The sequence below is a fragment of the Klebsiella sp. CSG-1 genome (assembly GCF_056521145.1).
Window position 1 is genome coordinate 295215 of record NZ_JBWNLD010000001.1, and the last position, 17456, is coordinate 312670.

Here is a 17456-nt window from a genome sequence, read left to right on the forward strand (position 1 = left end):
GCGCAGCCGCTTGCACGAGTCAGATACCAGGCCGGTGGATACCGTAGGCCGGGTCGGGCGTCAGCCGCCACCCGGCACGAAATACGGGCACAATGTCTAAAAAAGAGCGATGGGGTGACTCAACGTATCGCTAATGCTGACATCCCGGACACCAGTAAAATGGCCGCGACGCGAGCATTGTTTTCTCGATAATCCCGCCGCAGCGCTCGCAGATTTCGCCATCGCGATGGAAAACTTTAAAGCGGAACAGCGCGCCATGATGTTTATTCTCATCCACCGTACCGCGGGTGCGATACGACAGGCGTGGAATATCCAGCAGCGCATAGGCCAGGGCGTCGAGCTGCTTATCATTGAGCGCCGATGCGTGATGCCGCCCGCTCAACCCGACCTGCCAGAGAATCTCCACGCGTAAATAGTTTCCCAGCCCGGCCAGAAACGCCTGATCCAGCAGCAAAGCGGATAACTGCCGTCGGCGGAATCTGGCCGACAGCAGGCGGGCTTTGACCGATTCCGCGGTCAGCGTCATATCCAGCACATCGGGTCCTACCCGCAATAAAAACGGATGCGTAGCCAGCTGCTCCGGCGTCAGAATGTCGATATCCGACGCGCTATAGAGCAAAATCGCCTTCTCCGCCGTCTGCAGTCTGACCCGCAGCACGCGGTTGCTGACCGGCTGTGCGCCAGCCTCCACCACGCGCCAGACGCCGTACAGCTGATTATGACTGTAGAGCGTCAACCCGCCGGAGAAATGCGTCAGCAGCGCTTTACCGCGGGTTTCTATCTGGGTTACCCGCTGGCCCACCAGCGGAGCCTGATACACATGTAGCTGCGGAAAAGCGAACCAGACATCGGTAAGGGGTTCGCCTTTGACCGCCGCCTCCAGGCTATCCGCCGCGCGGCGGATCTCCGGACCTTCCGGCATAGTAGCGTCCTTCTGTTAGTGCGTTGCACCGCCGACAATTTTCACATCCCCCTCCTGGCGCAGGGAGATGGCAATCGCCGTCTCCAGCGCCGCACGGACGGTTTGGAGCGCCATACTCGCCTCACCCGGATGGGCGGCCGCCTGCTCCGGGAGGTACGGAATATGGATAAAGCCGCCTTTCACCCCGGCTCTCCCGTTTAATGCATGCAGCAGACCATACATCACGTGGTTGCAGACGAATGTCCCCGCCGTTTGCGACACCGATGCCGGTATGCCCTGCTCGCGCAGCGCCGCGACGATCGCTTTCACCGGCAGACTGCTGAACCAGGCCGCCGGACCGCCGGCCACCACCGGCACGTCAACCGGCTGTTGGCCTTTATTATCGGCAATACGCGCATCATCAACATTTATCGCTACACGTTCGACGGTAATATCGACACGACCACCCGCCTGCCCGACCGCTATCGTTAACAGCGGTTGATACTCATCCAGCGCCGCATACAGCGCCGTCAGGGCCTCACCGAATACACAGGGCAGCTGTCGTGCGACCACGCGCTCACCGCCAATTATCGTGCCATCGAGCTGCTTCACCACTTCCCACGAAGGGTTCACCGCCTCACCGCCAAAGGGTTCAAATCCGGTGATTAATACGCCCGCCATCTTTCCTCCTTACAGGAACATCAGGAAATAGAGTAGAAATACGTTGACGATCAGCAGCAGTACGCCGGTCGGAATCTGCGCCTTAATCACCGCGTTTTTATCCGGCAATTCCAGCAGCGCCGCCGGCACGATGTTGAAGTTTGCCGCCATCGGCGTCATCAGGGTCCCGCAGTAGCCGGAGAACATACCGATCGCCGCCATCACCGCCGGATTCCCGCCGTGCTGAAGCACCAGAATCGGAATACCAATCCCCGCCGTGACAATCGGGAAGGCGGCAAACGCATTGCCCATGATCATCGTCAGCAGCGCCATGCCAATGGTATAGACCGCCACCGCGACAAAACGGCTGTCTACCGCCAGATAATGCTCGGTGAGCCAGGCAATACTGCTACCTACTCCGGCGCTGGTAAACAGCAGCCCCAGTACCGCCAGGATCTGCGGCAAAATAAACGCCCAGCCCACCGAATCCAGCAGACGACGCGCCTCCTGTAGCGGCTGTGCGACATTTTCCCGGGTCATGCGAATCGCCATCATCAGGCCAATCAGCGTCCCGGCGGTCATCGAGAACAGCGTAATCAGCGTGGCATGATTACCCGGGCCAAACACCCGGACTTGCCACGATGGCAGATTATTAAACAGCAGCACCCCGATCACCGTGACAACCGGAATGGCCAGCGCCGGATAAAACAGCCGGTTACCCAGGCGGGTCGCGCTGGCGGTTCGCTCTTGCTGGGTGCGCTGGTGATAGCTACCCAGCCTGACGCCGCCAAAACCGGCAATCAGCGCCAGCGCGACGACGGCAACGCCGACGGCAATATTGACCGAGCGCTTGTCGTCCACCCACTGATAAGTCCAGTCGCCAAGCAGGAACAGCAGACCATAGAGCCCCCAGAACAGGCCGGTGGTCAGGCGACGAGGGTTGCTTTTGTCGCGCCATGACATGACCGCGACCACCAGCAGAACGACGCCCGCCAGCCAGTAGAGCCAGGTTTGTTGAAAATTCATGCCACACCGCCTTTCGCCTGCGCGGCGGCGTTCACTTTATCCAGCTCGCGCTGCAGATGACGATCGAGTCGCCACAGACGCGCTGAATGGATCGCGAAGGCGCAAATCGCCGTCGGGATCCCCCACAGGGCAATATGCAGCGGTTCAGTCTGGATCCCACCGGACTCCAGCATAAAGTTGTGCATAAAGATGATGGCGCCGAAGGCGACGAAAATGTCTTCGCCAAAGAACAGGCCGACGTTGTCCGTCGCCGCCGACATCGCGCGTAAGCGATAGCGAATGCTCCCGGGCAGCGGACCTAACGTTTTTTCCGCCGCCCCTTCCGCCATCGGCGCCAGCAGCGGACGCACCATTTGCGGATGGCCCCCCAGGCTGGTTAACCCCAGCGCAGCCGTCGCTTCGCGTACGAACAGGTAGACGATCAGCAGACGTCCGGCGGTGGCGCTGTGGATCTTCGCGATCCACGCCTGGGCGCGCTCTTTCAGACCGTGCCGTTCGAGCAGCCCAATGACCGCCAGCGGCAGCAAGAGAATAAATGGCAGGTTACGGGTGTTAAGAAACCCCTCCCCCAGCTTTTCCAGAATGGTGGCGATGGGCATTTGTGCCGCCACGCCGGTAACAATTCCAGAGATAATGACCACTAAAACCGGATTAAAACGCAAAATAAATCCGACCACAATCACGGCAATGCCGATCAGCGGCCAGAGAGATATCGCTTCTCCCATGATAACGTCCTGTTAGTTGTGAGTGTTGTTGTGAGTGTTGTAATACCTTAATAATTATTGTTTTATTCTTCTGTCTGCGCACTAACCTGAATATTGCGTCCGGCAAAAGCCGCGCGCAAACGGCGTGCAAAATCCAGCGCATGTTCACCGTCACCGTGAAGACACACGGTATCGGCAATAACGTGCGCCCATTCACCGGTGATACTGCGTACCCGATGATGCTGCACCATTTCCAGCGTCTGCGCCAACGCCTGCTCTTCGCTGTCGATAAGCGCCCCGGGCTGTGAACGCGGCACCAGGCTACCGTCAGCCAGATACCCGCGATCGGCAAATACCTCCTGCCGCGTAATCAACTTGTAATGCTGCCCGGCGCGAATTAATTCGCTCCCGGCCAGTCCGACCAGGATCAGCGCAGGATCGAAATCTCGCACCGCCCGGGCAATCGCATCGGCCAGCGGCGCCTCTTTTGCCGCCTGGTTGTAGAGCATACCGTGCGGCTTCACGTGCTTCAGTTCGCCGCCTTCCGCGCGCACGATCGCCGCCAGCGCGCCAATCTGATACAGCATCTGGGCATAAACCGTCTCCGGCGGTAGCTGCATCGCGGTGCGGCCAAAATTTTCCCGATCGGGAAAGCTGGGGTGCGCCCCGACGGCCACGCCGTTTTTCAACGCCTCGCGCACGCATTTATGCATCAATAACGCATCGCCGGCATGAAAACCGCAGGCGATATTGGCGGAGGAGACCAGCTGTAACAACGCGCTATCGCTCGCGCAGCCTTCCCCCAGATCGGCATTTAAATCAATGATCATCGCTCAGTCTCCATGCCAGTTGTTGCAGATAACGCTGCTGATCCGCACGCGCCTTCAGCGCCTCTTCCAGCGTGCACGGAACAAAATGAATCGGTTGGCCCAGCGGAATTTGCGCCAGCTGGTACATATCAGCGTCGATAATGCAGGCAATACGCGGATAGCCGCCGGTGGTCTGCGCATCGTTCATCAAGACAATCGGCTGACCGTTATGCGGAACCTGTACCACCCCCGGCAGCAGGCCGTGCGAAAACATTTCGCGATCGGTGGTGCGCGTAAGCGGTTGGCCCTGCAGGCGATATCCCATCCGGTTGCTCTGGGCGCTAAGCTGCCAGGGGGAACGCCAGAACGCCCCCTGCGAGGCCCGATCAAATTCATGGTACTCCGGTCCCGGCAACGCGCGGATGCGGTTGCCGATCGGCAGTGACTTAACGCCGCGCGACGTACTGAATCGTCGCGACGCTTTCCCCAGCTTCAGCCGATCGCCATCCTGCAGGCGTCGCCCTTCAAGACCGCCAATGCCGACTTTCAGATCGGTACAGCGCGAACCGAGCACCACCGGAACATCAATGCCCCCGGCCACCGCCAGATAGCTGCGGATCCCGTACTGCGGGGTTTTAAGCACCAGATGCTGTCCGGCCTTCGCCGCCATTCGCCAGCCAACCCATACCGGCTTGTCGTCCAGCATAGCTTCACAGGCAGCACCGGTCAGCGCAAACCAGCAGTCACGTTCAAACTGAATATCCACCTGGCCGAGCGTAATCTCCAGCGCGGCGGCATTCGCCGCGTTGCCGACCAGCAGGTTGGCAATCACCAGCGAGGGTTTATCCAGCGCACCGCAGAGACTGATCCCCGACTGCCGCTGTCCTTCACGTCCGCCATCCTGTACCGAGGAGTACATTCCGGCGCGGATCATCTTCAACATACCCCCTCCTTTTGCGGCACAAAGCGGACTCGATCTCCGGAACGCAGCAGCACGGGCTCCTGACGCAGGGGATCAAAGAGCGCCAGCGGCGTACGGCCCAGCAGCTGCCATCCGCCCGGTGTCGCCAGCGGATATACGCCGGTCTGGGCGCCGCCGATGCCGACAGAACCGGCGGGGACCCGCAGACGCGGTTCCGCATGTCGCGGCATCGCTAAACGCGCCGGCAGTCCGCCGAGATAAGGAAATCCCGGCTGGAAACCAAGAAACCACACCACGTACTCGACGGAGGCGTGCAGTTCAACCACCTGCTTTTCAGTCAACCCGCTGTGCCGCGCTACGTTCGCCAGATCGGGGCCGTCTTCGCCGCCGTAGATAACCGGAATAGTCATCAGCCGTGACGGTGGCTCCAGCGCCTCGCTCTCCTCCCACCAGCGCTGCAACTGCTCAATCGCATCCCATGCCATCTCCTGCGGATGGCGCAGCACCACGGTAATATTGTTCATCCCCGGTATCGCATCCAGGGCCTCTTCGTGATCCGCCAGTCTCTGAGCCAGGCGCCAGATACGCTTTTGACTTTCCAGCGTAACCGGGGGTTCGAGCTCCAGAACCACGGCGGTTTCTCCTAACATGTAACAACGCGCTCGCTGCACTTTTCTCTCTCTCATCAGGCCGGGTTAGGGATATCAATGAAGGTCACATCCAGATCGGTATTTTCGGTCAGCCATTCGCTCAACGCGCGAATACCGCCGCGTTCGGTGGCATGATGCCCGGCAGCATAAAAATGCAGGGACTGCTCGCGCGCGGAGTGGATAGTTTGCTCCGAGACTTCACCGGTAATAAACGCATCGACGCCAAAGCGAGCGGCGCTGTCAATAAAGCTCTGGCCACCGCCGGTACACCAGGCGACACGGGCCACTTTTTCTGCCCCGGTATCGCCGCACCACAGCGGCTTGCGTCCCAGGCGCGCCTCAATCCACGAAGCCAGCTCCAGCCCGGAAACCGGCATCGACAGCTCTCCCCACGGGACCAGCGGCTCAATTTCACCCATGACGGTGATCCCCAGCAGCTGCGCCAGCTGGACGTTATTCCCCAGTTCCGGGTGGGCATCCAGCGGCAGATGCCAGCCATAGAGATTGATATCATTTGCCAGCAGCGTCTTCATGCGCTGGCGTTTAATGCCGCGAATCACCGGCGATTCGCCTTTCCAGAAATAACCATGATGAACTATCACCGCATCCGCCTGCAGGCGCACGGCCTCATCCAACAGCGCCTGGCTGGCGGTGACGCCGGTGACAATTTTTTGCACCGTCTCACGCCCTTCCACCTGAAGGCCATTTGGCGCGTAGTCGCTGAATGTCGCGCTATTGAGCTTTTCGTTAATCAGTTGTTCCAGTTCGCTATTTTTCATTGCCGCTCCATCAGGTCATCATTTTGTGCACAGGCATAACATAGCGGTATCCGCGTAGATCGTCGATAGCCTCTGCGCAAGAGGGGCTAGTTTGACTTTTAGCTTAATCCCGCAATTTGTCTACCCACCCCGTGATGCATTCGTGTATATTTATGCACTATTAAAGCATATTAAATAACCAGAAAGCCTTTAAGACCATGAATAACACTACCAAACCGCTATTCATGCAGAAATATCGACTTTCGTTTTACGGCAGGAACCAGGCGTTACATGAACAGACAATCATCGCAACCGCGCGCCATCTATTACGTCGTCGCGCTGCAAATTTGGGAATATTTCAGTTTTTACGGCATGCGGGCGCTGCTGATTTTGTATCTCACCAATCAGCTTAAGTACGACGATAGTCACGCCTACGCCCTCTTCAGCGCATACTGCTCTCTGGTGTACGTCACGCCGATTCTCGGCGGTTTCCTGGCCGATAAACTCCTCGGCAACCGAATGGCGGTGATGCTCGGCGCGTTGTTGATGGCCATCGGCCATCTGGTGTTGGGCGCCAGCGAAATTGCGCCGACCTTCCTCTATCTGTCGCTCGCCATCATCGTCTGCGGTTACGGATTGTTTAAATCCAACGTCAGCTGCCTGTTGGGAGAGCTGTACGAACCCACCGATCCACGCCGCGATGGCGGCTTCTCGCTGATGTATGCGGCGGGGAATATCGGTTCAATCGTCGCCCCCATCGCCTGCGGATATGTGCAGGAAGAGTACAGCTGGGCAATGGGCTTCGCCCTCGCCGCCGTCGGGATGATTGCCGGGCTGGTGATTTTCCTCTGCGGCAGCCGCCATTTTCGTCACACCTCGGGCGTCAATCGCCAGGCACTCTGCGCGCGCCGCTTTATGCTGCCTAACTGGGGCTGGCTGCTGGTTTTGCTGATCGTGGCCCCGCTGCTGATCACCGTGCTGTTCTGGAAAGAGTGGTCGGTCTATGCGCTGATCGTGGCGACCATTGTCGGCCTGGTGGTCCTGGCCAGAATTTATCTGCGGGCAGAGACGGCCAAACAACGTAGAGACCTGCGACTCATTATTGTCCTGACCGGATTCAGCCTGCTGTTCTGGGCTTTCGCTCAACAGGGCGGCAGCTCCATCAGCCTGTATATCGACCGCTTCGTGAACCGGCATATTATGAGTTATGAGGTCCCGACCGCGATGTTCCAGTCGGTGAACGCCTTTGCGGTCATGCTCTGCGGAATGGTGCTGGCCTGGGTGGTGAAAGAGAATATCAACGGCAATCGTACCGTGCGGATCTGGGGTAAATTTGCGCTGGGTCTGGGGCTGATGAGCGCCGGCTTCTGCATTCTGACCCTGAGCGCGCGCTGGTCGGCCGCCTACGGGCACTCGTCGATGCCGCTGATGGTACTGGGTCTGGCGGTGATGGGCTTTGCCGAACTGTTTATCGACCCGGTAGCGATGTCGCAAATCACCCGCATTGAAATCCCTGGCGTGACCGGCGTGCTGACCGGCATCTATATGCTGCTCTCCGGCGCCATCGCCAACTATCTGGCCGGCGTGATTGCCGACCAGACGGCGCAGGGCGCGTTCGATGAAGCCGGTGCGACCAGCTACGCCATTGATGCCTATATTAACCTGTTCAGCCAAATCACCTGGGGGGCTTTAGCCTGCGTCGGCCTGGTGCTGGTCATCTGGCTGTATCACGCCCTGCGGGTCAGGACCCGCGCCCTGGCCGTGGAGTAAGGCTTTTACTGGCGGCCTCCCAGGCCGCCAGCGTCTCCAGCCGCGCCTGCTTGTGATCGACCAGCGGACGCGGATAGTTCAGGCTCACCCTCTGTTTATCGGCCCAAATCCACGGCTGATGCAGCGCCTTATCAGGGACATCTGCCAGCTCAGGCAGCCATTGCCGAATAAACGCCCCGCCCTTATCAAACTTCTCTCCCTGGGTGGTCGGATTAAATATACGAAAATAAGGGGCGGCGTCGGTGCCTGTCGAAGCTGCCCACTGCCAGCCGCCGTTATTCGCCGCCAGGTCGCCGTCAATCAGCCGGTTGATAAAATAGCGCTCGCCCGCGCGCCAGTCGATGCGCAGGTCCTTGACCAGAAAACTGGCGGCAATCATCCGCAGCCGATTATGCATCCACCCCGTGGCATTGAGCTGGCGCATGGCGGCATCGACGATCGGAAAACCCGTTTTCCCGGCTTGCCACGCCTCTAATCCTTGCACATCGTCCCGCCATGTCACGTTATCGGTCCAGGCAATAAACGGGCGCCCTTTGCATAAGTCCGGGTAGAACACCATCAAATGCCGGTAAAACTCCCGCCAGATCAGTTCGTTCAGCCAGACGGAGCCTGCTTCACCGTCGAGCGCTGCGGGCTGCTCAGCCAGCAGTCGATGCAGGCACTGGCGCGGGGAAAGTACCCCCACGGCCAGACATGGCGACAGCCGACTGGTGCCTTCCGTGGCGGGAAAATCACGCTGCAGGTCATAATCGGCGGCTTGCTGCTGGCAGAAACGGCGCAGTCGGGCGATAGCCGTTTTCTCATCCTCGGCAAAAAGGTGGGGATCAAAAGCCTCCTGCGGATAGCCAATCTCCGGCAGCGGCGCTGGCGTCAGTGGGCCGTGGCCGCGCACCGTTGGTGCGGCCACGCACTCCGGCAGCGCCTCACGCAGTCGACGGAGAAAGGCGTTTTTAAAGGGAGTAAACACCTTATACATTTCGTGATTCCCGGTCAGCACGCTGCCGGGAGACAGTAAAAGCGCATCGTCAAACCCGTGACACACCACGCCGGTCAGCCGCTTTTCCACCGCGGCATCGCGCTGCCGCTCGTTAATTTCGTACTGATAGTTATAAAACAGGTGGCTGACCTGCTGCTGCGCGCAATAGTCAGCCAGCAGCTGGACGCTGGCGGAAAAATCCTCCGCCTCCGCCACCTGCAACGCAATTCCTCGCTCGGCAAGGGCTGACTGCAGGCTACGCAGATGGCGGACGATAAAAGCCGCCTGCCGCGGCGCCATACCGTGCTGATGCCACTGGCCCGGCGTGGCGATAAACAGCGCCAGCACGCGGGCATGCGGATCGCGACAGGCGGCGGCAAGCGCCTGGTTGTCATGGATACGTAAGTCAGCGCGAAACCAAACCAGATGAGTGGCCATAAAACTCCTGCAATCAGTAACATTCATGGATTCGATACCACCAGGCCGCGTAAGAAACCCGTACTCCGCGGGGTACGTATCAGGAAATTCAGATATAGAGTGTTGCAGGAGGCGCGCAGGCGCAAGCAGAGGTCGTCGACCCGGGCAAAAAAAACCGCCGGAGAACCGGCGGTTATGCACTCTGGCGATGGCTGTCAGTAAAAGTCAGCGGCGGCCTTTTCAGCCTGCGCCATCCATACCGGCTGCTCGCTGGTTTTTGCCCATACGCGATGTAGCCAGCTGTAATAGCGGGCCCGGTCTTTCCAGAACAGCATCACCGGAAGTGCTGCTACGCCAGCCACGACGGCGAAAGCACGACGTAAAAAGATAACGTGAGCAGGATAAGTTTTATACAACGCCATAATTTCTCTCCCTTAGTCAGGCCGGCAAGCGACGCCGGTAAAGTGTCAATGTCTCTCTGGCTAAAATAATACCGCTTTGTATGTAATTTTACTACTCATCCGACCACTAAAAACGGCTCATTTCGCCTTTATTTACATTCATCCGGTAATTGAGTTACATAAAAGTTAAATTAATACTAATCATTGGTTAATTTGTGGTTTTGGTGATTTTTATATTTTTTTTACACCGCCCGTTCTGATTTTTGCAAAATCTTTGCACCAGAATTTCTATCCTCCGGGTAAATCGTAAAAACACCCGGAGGTGGATTGTGAGTGCAGGCGTAATTGCTGGCGTGGCGCTGGTATTCCTGTTGCTGGCCTATTTGGTCTATGCCCTGATAAATGCGGAGGCATTCTGATGGCCGCACAAGGATTTTTACTTATCGCCAGTTTTCTTCTGCTGCTAATGGTACTGGCTCGCCTGACGGGGACGTTGCTGGCGAGAATGATCAACGATTCCCCGCTGCCGGTGCTTGCCGGCATTGAGCACGGCATCTGGCGGCTCTCGGGGATTCGTACCCAGGAGATGAACTGGTGCCAGTATCTGCTTGCCATTCTGCTGTTCAATGGCATTGGGCTGGTGGTGCTGTTGGCGCTGCTGATGTCTCAGGGCACGCTGCCGCTCAACCCTCAGCATCTTCCCGGCCTCTCATGGGATCTGGCGCTGAATACAGCGGTGAGTTTTGTCAGCAATACTAACTGGCAGGCCTATGCCGGAGAAAGTACCCTGAGCTACCTCAGCCAGATGGCCGGCCTGACGGTGCAAAACTTCCTGTCGGCGGCAACCGGCATCGCGGTGATTTTTGCCTTCACCCGCGCCTGGTCGCGTCAGCAGGTCAGCACCCTTGGTAACGCCTGGGTCGATCTCACCCGCATTACCCTATGGCTGCTGCTGCCGATTTCACTGCTGATTGCCGTGTTCTTTATTCAGCAAGGCGTGCCGCAAAACTTCCTGCCGTATCAGGCCTTCACCTCGCTGGAAGGCGTGCGTCAGTCGCTGCCAATGGGGCCGGTCGCTTCGCAGGAAGCGATCAAAATGCTCGGTACCAACGGCGGTGGATTCTTTAACGCCAACTCATCGCACCCGTTTGAAAACCCTACGGCGCTGAGCAACATGGTGCAAATGCTGGCGATCTTTTTGATCCCGGCCGCGCTGTGCTTTGCCTTTGGCGACGTCGTCGGCGATCGCCGCCAGGGACACGCGATTTTGTGGGCAATGACGCTGATCTTTATCGTCTGCGTCGCGGTGGTGATGTGGGCAGAAACCCACGGTAACCCGCACCTGCTGCAGCTGGGGGCGGACAGCAGCCTGAATATGGAAGGCAAAGAGAGTCGCTTTGGCATTCTGGCCAGCAGCCTGTTCGCGGTGGTCACCACCGCCGCCTCCTGCGGCGCGGTCAACGCCATGCACGACTCCTTTACTGCGCTGGGCGGCATGGTTCCTATGTGGCTGATGCAGATCGGCGAAGTGGTCTTCGGCGGCGTGGGATCGGGCCTCTACGGCATGCTGCTGTTCGTCATGCTGGCGGTATTTATCGCCGGGCTGATGATCGGCCGGACGCCGGAATATCTCGGTAAGAAGATCGATGTGCGCGAAATGAAAATGATCGCCCTGGCTATCCTCGTGACGCCCACTCTGGTCCTGCTGGGTACCGCGCTGGCGATGATGACCGATGCCGGACGCGCGGGGATGTTTAACCCGGGACCGCACGGCTTTAGCGAAGTACTGTATGCCGTCACTTCCGCCGCCAATAACAACGGCAGCGCCTTCGCCGGCCTCGGTGCAGCTACGCCATTCTGGAACCTGCTGCTGGCGTTTTGCATGCTGCTCGGCCGTTTCGCGGTCATCGTGCCGGTGATGGCTATCGCCGGTTCTCTGGTGAGTAAAAAGATCCAGCCGACCAGTTCCGGCACTCTGGCCACCCACGATGTGCTGTTTATCGGTCTGCTGATCGGTACCGTGCTGCTGGTTGGCGCCCTGACCTTTATTCCTGCCCTGGCGCTCGGCCCGTTGGCGGAACACTTCTCCTTACTTTAAGTGATGCGGAGCACCCTGTTATGAGTCGCAAACAATTAGCCCTGCTCGAGCCGACGCTGGTGCGCCAGGCGCTGCTGGATGCAGTGAAAAAACTGAGCCCGACGGTACAGTGGCGCAACCCGGTGATGTTCATCGTCTGGATCGGTAGCCTGATAACCACGCTGCTGGCCGTGGCGATGGCCAGCGGGCATCTCGCCGGCAGCGCCGCTTTTACCGCCGCCGTGAGTATCTGGCTGTGGTTTACCGTGCTGTTCGCCAACTTCGCCGAAGCGATGGCAGAAGGCCGCAGCAAAGCGCAGGCCAACAGTCTGAAAGGGGTGAAAAAAACCGCTTTTGCTCGCAAGCTGCGCACGCCGCAGCATGATGCGCCTGTCGACCATATTCCGGCCGAGGATTTACGCAAAGGCGATGTGGTGCTGGTGGAAGCAGGCGATATTATTCCCTGCGACGGGGAAGTCATTGAAGGCGGCGCCTCGGTGGACGAAAGCGCCATCACCGGTGAATCCGCTCCGGTGATCCGTGAATCCGGCGGCGACTTTGCATCAGTCACCGGCGGGACGCGCATTCTTTCTGACTGGCTGGTGATCCGCTGTAGTGTCAACCCCGGTGAAACCTTCCTTGATCGAATGATCGCTATGGTCGAAGGCGCCCAGCGTCGCAAAACGCCGAATGAAATTGCGCTGACGATCCTGCTGATCGCCCTCACGCTGGTGTTCCTGCTGGCTACCGCCACCATCTGGCCGTTCTCCGCCTGGAGCGGCAATGCGGTCAGCGTGACGGTGCTGGTCGCACTGCTGGTGTGCCTGATTCCGACCACCATCGGCGGCCTGCTGTCGGCCATCGGCGTGGCCGGGATGAGCCGCATGCTGGGCGCCAACGTCATCGCCACCAGCGGACGCGCGGTAGAAGCCGCGGGCGACGTTGATGTCTTACTGCTGGATAAAACCGGTACGATTACCCTCGGTAACCGCCAGGCCTCCGCGTTTTTACCCGCTGAAGGCGTAGAAGAAAAAACCCTTGCCGATGCCGCCCAGCTCTCATCTCTGGCCGATGAAACGCCGGAAGGCCGCAGCATCGTGGTACTGGCAAAACAGCGCTTCAACCTGCGCGAGCGCGATCTGCAGTCGCTGCACGCGACCTTCGTCCCCTTCACCGCCCAGACGCGTATGAGCGGGATTAATATCGATCGGCGGATGATCCGCAAAGGCTCCGTCGACGCCATTCGTCGCCATGTCGAGGCCAACGGCGGCCACTTCCCGGCGGACGTCGACCAACAGGTGGAAGGTGTTGCCCGTCAGGGGGCGACACCGCTGGTGGTCGCGGAAGGCGAACGCGTGCTGGGGGTTATTTCGCTGAAAGATATCGTTAAAGGCGGGATTAAGGAGCGCTTCGCTCAACTGCGGAAGATGGGCATTAAAACGGTAATGATTACCGGCGATAACCGCCTCACCGCAGCGGCGATTGCCGCTGAAGCGGGCGTCGATGATTTCCTTGCCGAAGCGACGCCGGAAGCCAAACTGGCGCTGATCCGTCAGTACCAGTCCGAAGGCCGTCTGGTGGCGATGACCGGCGACGGTACCAATGATGCCCCGGCGCTGGCTCAGGCCGATGTCGCGGTGGCGATGAACTCCGGTACCCAGGCGGCAAAAGAGGCGGGCAACATGGTGGACCTCGACTCCAACCCGACCAAACTGATCGAAGTGGTGCATATCGGTAAGCAGATGCTGATGACCCGTGGGTCGTTGACTACCTTCAGTATTGCCAACGACGTGGCGAAGTACTTTGCCATTATTCCGGCCGCCTTTGCCGCCGTCTATCCACAGCTGGCCATGCTCAACGTCATGCACCTGCATTCGCCTGCCTCGGCGATTCTGAGCGCGGTTATCTTTAACGCGCTGATTATCGTCTTCCTGATCCCGCTGGCGCTGAAGGGCGTGAGCTATCGCCCGCTGTCGGCTTCGGCGATGCTGCGCCGTAATCTGTGGGTCTATGGCCTGGGTGGGCTGCTGGTGCCATTTATCGGTATTAAAGCTATCGATCTGTTACTGACCCTGACCGGGCTGCTGTGAGGAAAATACCATGTCATTCATTCGACCGGCACTTGTGCTATTTATTCTGTTAACGCTCCTCACCGGTGGCGTCTATCCGCTGCTGACGACGGCTCTTGGGCAGTGGTGGTTCCCGCAGCAGGCAAACGGCTCACTGATCCGGATCGGCGGCGAAGTCCGCGGTTCCAGCCTGATTGGCCAGAATTTTACCGCGGCGGGTTATTTCCAGGGACGCCCTTCGGCGACCGCTGAAACGCCATACAATCCGCTCGCTTCCGGCGGCAGTAATCTGGCCGCCAGCAACCCGGCGCTGGATAAGGCCGTCAGCGAACGCGTGCAGGCGTTACGTCTCGCCAACCCGGAAGCTGACCCGCGCGTGCCGGTAGAACTGGTGACAACGTCGGCAAGCGGGCTGGATAATAACCTCACGCCGACGGCAGCGCTCTGGCAGGTACCGCGCGTCGCGAAGGCCCGTAATCTGCGTATTGAGCAAGTCACTCGCCTGGTGAATGAGGCGACGCAAACGCCGCTGGCCAGTTTTCTCGGCCAGCCTGTGGTAAATATAGTGCAACTGAATATGGCGCTGGATGCCCTGAAGGATAAGTAAAATGAGTGACGAGCCGCTGCGCCCGGACCCGGACCGCCTGCTGCAACATACCAGCGAGCCGCATCGCGGCAAGCTAAAAGTGTTCTTTGGCGCCTGCGCAGGCGTCGGTAAAACCTGGGCTATGTTGGCGGAAGCGCAGCGGCTGCGCGCCCAGGGGCTGGATATTCTGATCGGCGTGGCGGAAACCCACGGGCGGAAAGAGACCGCGGCGATGCTGGAAGGGCTCAGCACCCTCCCCCAGCGCCGCTTCTCTCATCGTGGGCGTTACGTCCACGAATTCGATCTCGACGCCGCGCTGGCGCGCCGGCCGGCGCTGATCCTGGTTGATGAACTGGCGCACAGCAATGCGCCAGGCTCGCGCCACCCCAAACGCTGGCAGGATGTCGACGAGCTTCTCGATGCCGGTATCGATGTTTTTACCACCGTGAACGTCCAGCACCTCGAAAGCCTGAACGATGTCGTCAGCGGCATTACCGGCGTTCAGGTGCGCGAAACCGTCCCCGATCCCTTTTTTGACGCCGCCGACGATGTTGTGCTGGTCGACCTGCCTCCTGACGATCTTCGTCAGCGCCTGAATGAAGGCAAGGTCTATATCGGCGGCCAGGCGGAGCGGGCTATTGAAAACTTTTTCCGCAAAGGAAACCTGATTGCCCTGCGTGAGCTGGCTTTGCGCCGGACCGCCGATCGGGTCGATGAACAGATGCGCGCCTGGCGCGACCGCCAGGGGCAGGAAAAGGTCTGGCATACCCGCGACACCCTTCTGCTGTGCATCGGCCATAATACCGGCAGTGAAAAACTGGTGCGCGCCGCCGCGCGACTGGCCGCACGATTTGGCAGCATCTGGCATGCGGTTTACGTCGAAACGCCTTCCCTGCACCGTCTGCCGGAAGCGAAACGGCGGGCCATTCTGGCCGCCCTGCGCCTCGCGCAGGAGTTAGGGGCGGAAACAGCCACGCTCTCCGACCCGTCCGAAGAGAAAGCCGTACTGCACTACGCCCGCGAGCACAATCTGGGCAAAATCGTGATTGGCCGTCAGGGAAAACGCCGCTGGTGGAACCGCAGCGGATTCGCCGATCGCCTGGCGCGTGACGCGCCCGACCTCGATCTGGTGGTCATCGCCCTTGATGAGAAAAGCGCCCCGCTGCCCTCGCGGGCCAGCGACAGTCGTACCACCATGGAGAAGTGGCGCTTGCAAATCCAGGGCTGCCTGGTGGCGCTGGCGCTCTGCGCGGTCATTACGCTGGTGGCGATGCAGTGGCTGGTGGCCTTTGAAGCGGCCAACCTGGTCATGCTCTACCTGCTTGGCGTGGTGATTATCGCGCTGCTATACGGCCGCTGGCCGTCGGTGCTGGCGACGGTTATCAACGTGGTCAGCTTCGACCTGTTCTTTGTTTCGCCGCGCGGCACGCTGGCGGTTTCCGACGTACAATACCTGCTGACCTTTGGCGTCATGCTGACCGTCGGCCTGCTGATTGGGAATCTCACTGCCGGCGTCCGCTATCAGGCCCGCGTGGCGCGTTATCGTGAGCAGCGCACCCGCCATCTGTATGAGATGTCAAAAGCGCTGGCGGTCGGGCGCAGCGAGGATGACATTGCCTCGACCAGCGAGCGCTTTATCGCCTCCACGTTCCAGGCCCGCGGGCAGCTGCTGCTCCCGGACAGTAGCGGCAAACTGCACCCGCTCACCCACCAGCCGGGGCTGACCTCGTGGGACGATGCCATCGCCCGCTGGAGCTTCGATAAGGGCCAGCCCGCCGGTGCCGGTACCGATACGCTGCCCGGCGTTCCCTATCAAATCTTACCGCTGAAAAGCGCCGCCCGGACCTGGGGACTGCTGGTAGTGGAACCCGAAAACCTGCGTCAGCTGATGATTCCTGAGCAGCAGCGCCTGCTGGAAACCTTTACGCTACTGGTCGCCAGCGCGCTGGAGCGGCTGACGCTCACCGCCAGCGAAGAGCAGGCCCGACTCAACAGTGAGCGGGAGAGCCTGCGCAACTCGCTGCTGGCGGCACTCTCCCATGATTTACGCACGCCGTTGACCGTTCTCTTCGGGCAGGCGGAAATTCTGACGCTCGACCTCGCCAGCGAAGGCTCGAAACATGCTCCGCAGGCCAATGAAATTCGTCAACACGTGCTGAATACGACCCGGCTGGTCAATAATCTGCTGGATATGGCACGCATTCAGTCCGGCGGATTTAACTTACATAAAGAGTGGCTGACGCTCGAAGAGGTGATCGGCAGCGCCCTGCGCATGCTGGAACCGGGGCTCGGCGGGCAGCATATTCAGCTGGCGCTGCCCGATCCGCTGCTGCTGGTTCATGTCGACGGCCCGCTGTTTGAACGGGTGCTGATTAACCTGCTGGAGAATGCGTTGAAATATGCCGGCTCGAAGGCGCAGATCGGCATTACGGCGCAGGATGATGAGCAGCAGCTGCGCTTAGAGGTGTGGGATAATGGTCCCGGGATCCCAACGGGTCAGGAACAGGCTATCTTTGATAAGTTTTCCCGCGGACATAAAGAGTCGGCGATCCCTGGCGTCGGGTTGGGTCTGGCCATCTGTCGTGCGATTGTTGAAGTGCACGGCGGTACGATTAGCGCTCATACGCGACCAGAGGGCGGTGCCTGCTTCCGTGTTACACTCCCCAGGGAAACGGCCCCGGAACTGGATGAATGGACCGGAGCGGCATAACGCTGCCCCGGCCGAATGCC

Annotated in this window: 16 protein-coding genes; 6 read left to right on the plus strand and 10 right to left on the minus strand. The window is 59.5% G+C overall.

The features are described from left to right. Positions 1 to 130: 130 nt before the first annotated feature. The 8 genes from nei to AC007G_RS01515 form a co-directional block, all read right to left on the minus strand. Positions 131 to 922: an endonuclease VIII gene (gene nei, locus AC007G_RS01480; protein WP_142630140.1), complete on the minus strand. Its 792-nt coding sequence runs from the start codon at positions 920 to 922 to the stop codon at positions 131 to 133. Positions 923 to 937: 15 nt separating this feature from the next. After that, positions 938 to 1582, minus strand: coding sequence for a pyroglutamyl-peptidase I (gene pcp, locus AC007G_RS01485; RefSeq protein WP_085396623.1), 645 nt, complete (start codon positions 1580 to 1582; stop codon positions 938 to 940). Positions 1583 to 1591: 9 nt separating this feature from the next. Beyond that, a complete protein-coding gene (locus tag AC007G_RS01490; RefSeq protein WP_032700559.1) occupies positions 1592 to 2587 on the minus strand; it encodes a DUF979 domain-containing protein in 996 nt (331 codons plus the stop codon). Next, the gene (locus AC007G_RS01495) at positions 2584 to 3312 is read right to left on the minus strand and encodes a DUF969 domain-containing protein (RefSeq protein ID WP_032688805.1); all 729 of its coding nucleotides are present in this window, start codon (positions 3310 to 3312) and stop codon (positions 2584 to 2586) included. The genes AC007G_RS01490 and AC007G_RS01495 overlap by 4 nt, the downstream gene beginning before the upstream one ends. A 62-nt stretch (positions 3313 to 3374) precedes the next feature. After that, positions 3375 to 4121: a 5-oxoprolinase subunit PxpA gene (pxpA, locus tag AC007G_RS01500; RefSeq protein WP_032688806.1), complete on the minus strand. Its 747-nt coding sequence runs from the start codon at positions 4119 to 4121 to the stop codon at positions 3375 to 3377. Then, positions 4111 to 5043: a 5-oxoprolinase subunit PxpC gene (gene pxpC, locus AC007G_RS01505; RefSeq protein ID WP_032688807.1), complete on the minus strand. Its 933-nt coding sequence runs from the start codon at positions 5041 to 5043 to the stop codon at positions 4111 to 4113. Before pxpC ends, pxpA begins: the two co-directional genes overlap by 11 nt. Next, positions 5037 to 5693 (minus strand): 5-oxoprolinase subunit PxpB, encoded by a 657-nt coding sequence (gene pxpB / locus AC007G_RS01510; RefSeq protein WP_032688997.1) that lies wholly within the window; start codon positions 5691 to 5693, stop codon positions 5037 to 5039. Before pxpB ends, pxpC begins: the two co-directional genes overlap by 7 nt. Before the next feature lie 14 nt (positions 5694 to 5707). After that, positions 5708 to 6451 carry a type 2 GTP cyclohydrolase I gene (locus AC007G_RS01515; RefSeq protein ID WP_142630144.1) on the minus strand — a complete coding sequence of 248 codons (744 nt, stop codon included), beginning with the start codon at positions 6449 to 6451 and terminating at the stop codon, positions 5708 to 5710. 270 nt (positions 6452 to 6721) lie between these two features. Here AC007G_RS01515 and dtpD point away from each other — a divergent pair, with 270 nt between their 5' ends. Then, positions 6722 to 8200 (plus strand): dipeptide permease DtpD, encoded by a 1479-nt coding sequence (gene dtpD, locus AC007G_RS01520; protein ID WP_032700563.1) that lies wholly within the window; start codon positions 6722 to 6724, stop codon positions 8198 to 8200. Here dtpD and phrB read toward each other — a convergent pair. Together phrB and AC007G_RS01530 are read right to left on the minus strand one after the other, a co-directional pair. Continuing rightward, positions 8172 to 9614, minus strand: coding sequence for a deoxyribodipyrimidine photo-lyase (gene phrB, locus AC007G_RS01525; protein WP_142630146.1), 1443 nt, complete (start codon positions 9612 to 9614; stop codon positions 8172 to 8174). The genes dtpD and phrB overlap by 29 nt on opposite strands. A 194-nt stretch (positions 9615 to 9808) precedes the next feature. Beyond that, the gene (locus tag AC007G_RS01530; protein ID WP_032688813.1) at positions 9809 to 10015 is read right to left on the minus strand and encodes a DUF2517 family protein; all 207 of its coding nucleotides are present in this window, start codon (positions 10013 to 10015) and stop codon (positions 9809 to 9811) included. Positions 10016 to 10323: 308 nt separating this feature from the next. Between AC007G_RS01530 and kdpF the strand changes: the two genes are divergently transcribed. From kdpF to kdpD, 5 genes are read left to right on the plus strand one after another with little or no spacing between them, the layout of a single operon-like run. After that, the gene (gene kdpF, locus AC007G_RS01535) at positions 10324 to 10413 is read left to right on the plus strand and encodes a K(+)-transporting ATPase subunit F (protein WP_015584874.1); all 90 of its coding nucleotides are present in this window, start codon (positions 10324 to 10326) and stop codon (positions 10411 to 10413) included. Then, the gene (gene kdpA / locus AC007G_RS01540; protein WP_142630149.1) at positions 10413 to 12092 is read left to right on the plus strand and encodes a potassium-transporting ATPase subunit KdpA; all 1680 of its coding nucleotides are present in this window, start codon (positions 10413 to 10415) and stop codon (positions 12090 to 12092) included. Before kdpF ends, kdpA begins: the two co-directional genes overlap by 1 nt. Before the next feature lie 20 nt (positions 12093 to 12112). Next, positions 12113 to 14161, plus strand: coding sequence for a potassium-transporting ATPase subunit KdpB (gene kdpB / locus AC007G_RS01545; RefSeq protein ID WP_142630151.1), 2049 nt, complete (start codon positions 12113 to 12115; stop codon positions 14159 to 14161). Between the two features lie 10 nt (positions 14162 to 14171). After that, positions 14172 to 14747: a potassium-transporting ATPase subunit KdpC gene (gene kdpC / locus AC007G_RS01550; protein ID WP_032697735.1), complete on the plus strand. Its 576-nt coding sequence runs from the start codon at positions 14172 to 14174 to the stop codon at positions 14745 to 14747. Position 14748: 1 nt separating this feature from the next. Beyond that, complete coding sequence (gene kdpD / locus AC007G_RS01555; protein WP_046852917.1) at positions 14749 to 17436, plus strand: two-component system sensor histidine kinase KdpD; 2688 nt, start codon at positions 14749 to 14751, stop codon at positions 17434 to 17436. The last annotated feature ends 20 nt before the right edge of the window (positions 17437 to 17456 follow it).

What these genes read in the sequence shown, in the direction of transcription:
- nei (WP_142630140.1), bottom strand. Translation starts at nt 922, where the DNA reads ATGCCGGAAGGTCCGGAGATCCGCCGCGCGGCGGATAGCCTGGAGGCG.
- pcp (WP_085396623.1), bottom strand. Translation starts at nt 1,582, where the DNA reads ATGGCGGGCGTATTAATCACCGGATTTGAACCCTTTGGCGGTGAGGCG.
- AC007G_RS01490 (WP_032700559.1), bottom strand. Translation starts at nt 2,587, where the DNA reads ATGAATTTTCAACAAACCTGGCTCTACTGGCTGGCGGGCGTCGTTCTG.
- AC007G_RS01495 (WP_032688805.1), bottom strand. Translation starts at nt 3,312, where the DNA reads ATGGGAGAAGCGATATCTCTCTGGCCGCTGATCGGCATTGCCGTGATT.
- pxpA (WP_032688806.1), bottom strand. Translation starts at nt 4,121, where the DNA reads ATGATCATTGATTTAAATGCCGATCTGGGGGAAGGCTGCGCGAGCGAT.
- pxpC (WP_032688807.1), bottom strand. Translation starts at nt 5,043, where the DNA reads ATGTTGAAGATGATCCGCGCCGGAATGTACTCCTCGGTACAGGATGGC.
- AC007G_RS01515 (WP_142630144.1), bottom strand. Translation starts at nt 6,451, where the DNA reads ATGAAAAATAGCGAACTGGAACAACTGATTAACGAAAAGCTCAATAGC.
- dtpD (WP_032700563.1), top strand. Translation starts at nt 6,722, where the DNA reads ATGAACAGACAATCATCGCAACCGCGCGCCATCTATTACGTCGTCGCG.
- phrB (WP_142630146.1), bottom strand. Translation starts at nt 9,614, where the DNA reads ATGGCCACTCATCTGGTTTGGTTTCGCGCTGACTTACGTATCCATGAC.
- AC007G_RS01530 (WP_032688813.1), bottom strand. Translation starts at nt 10,015, where the DNA reads ATGGCGTTGTATAAAACTTATCCTGCTCACGTTATCTTTTTACGTCGT.
- kdpA (WP_142630149.1), top strand. Translation starts at nt 10,413, where the DNA reads ATGGCCGCACAAGGATTTTTACTTATCGCCAGTTTTCTTCTGCTGCTA.
- kdpB (WP_142630151.1), top strand. Translation starts at nt 12,113, where the DNA reads ATGAGTCGCAAACAATTAGCCCTGCTCGAGCCGACGCTGGTGCGCCAG.
- kdpC (WP_032697735.1), top strand. Translation starts at nt 14,172, where the DNA reads ATGTCATTCATTCGACCGGCACTTGTGCTATTTATTCTGTTAACGCTC.
- kdpD (WP_046852917.1), top strand. Translation starts at nt 14,749, where the DNA reads ATGAGTGACGAGCCGCTGCGCCCGGACCCGGACCGCCTGCTGCAACAT.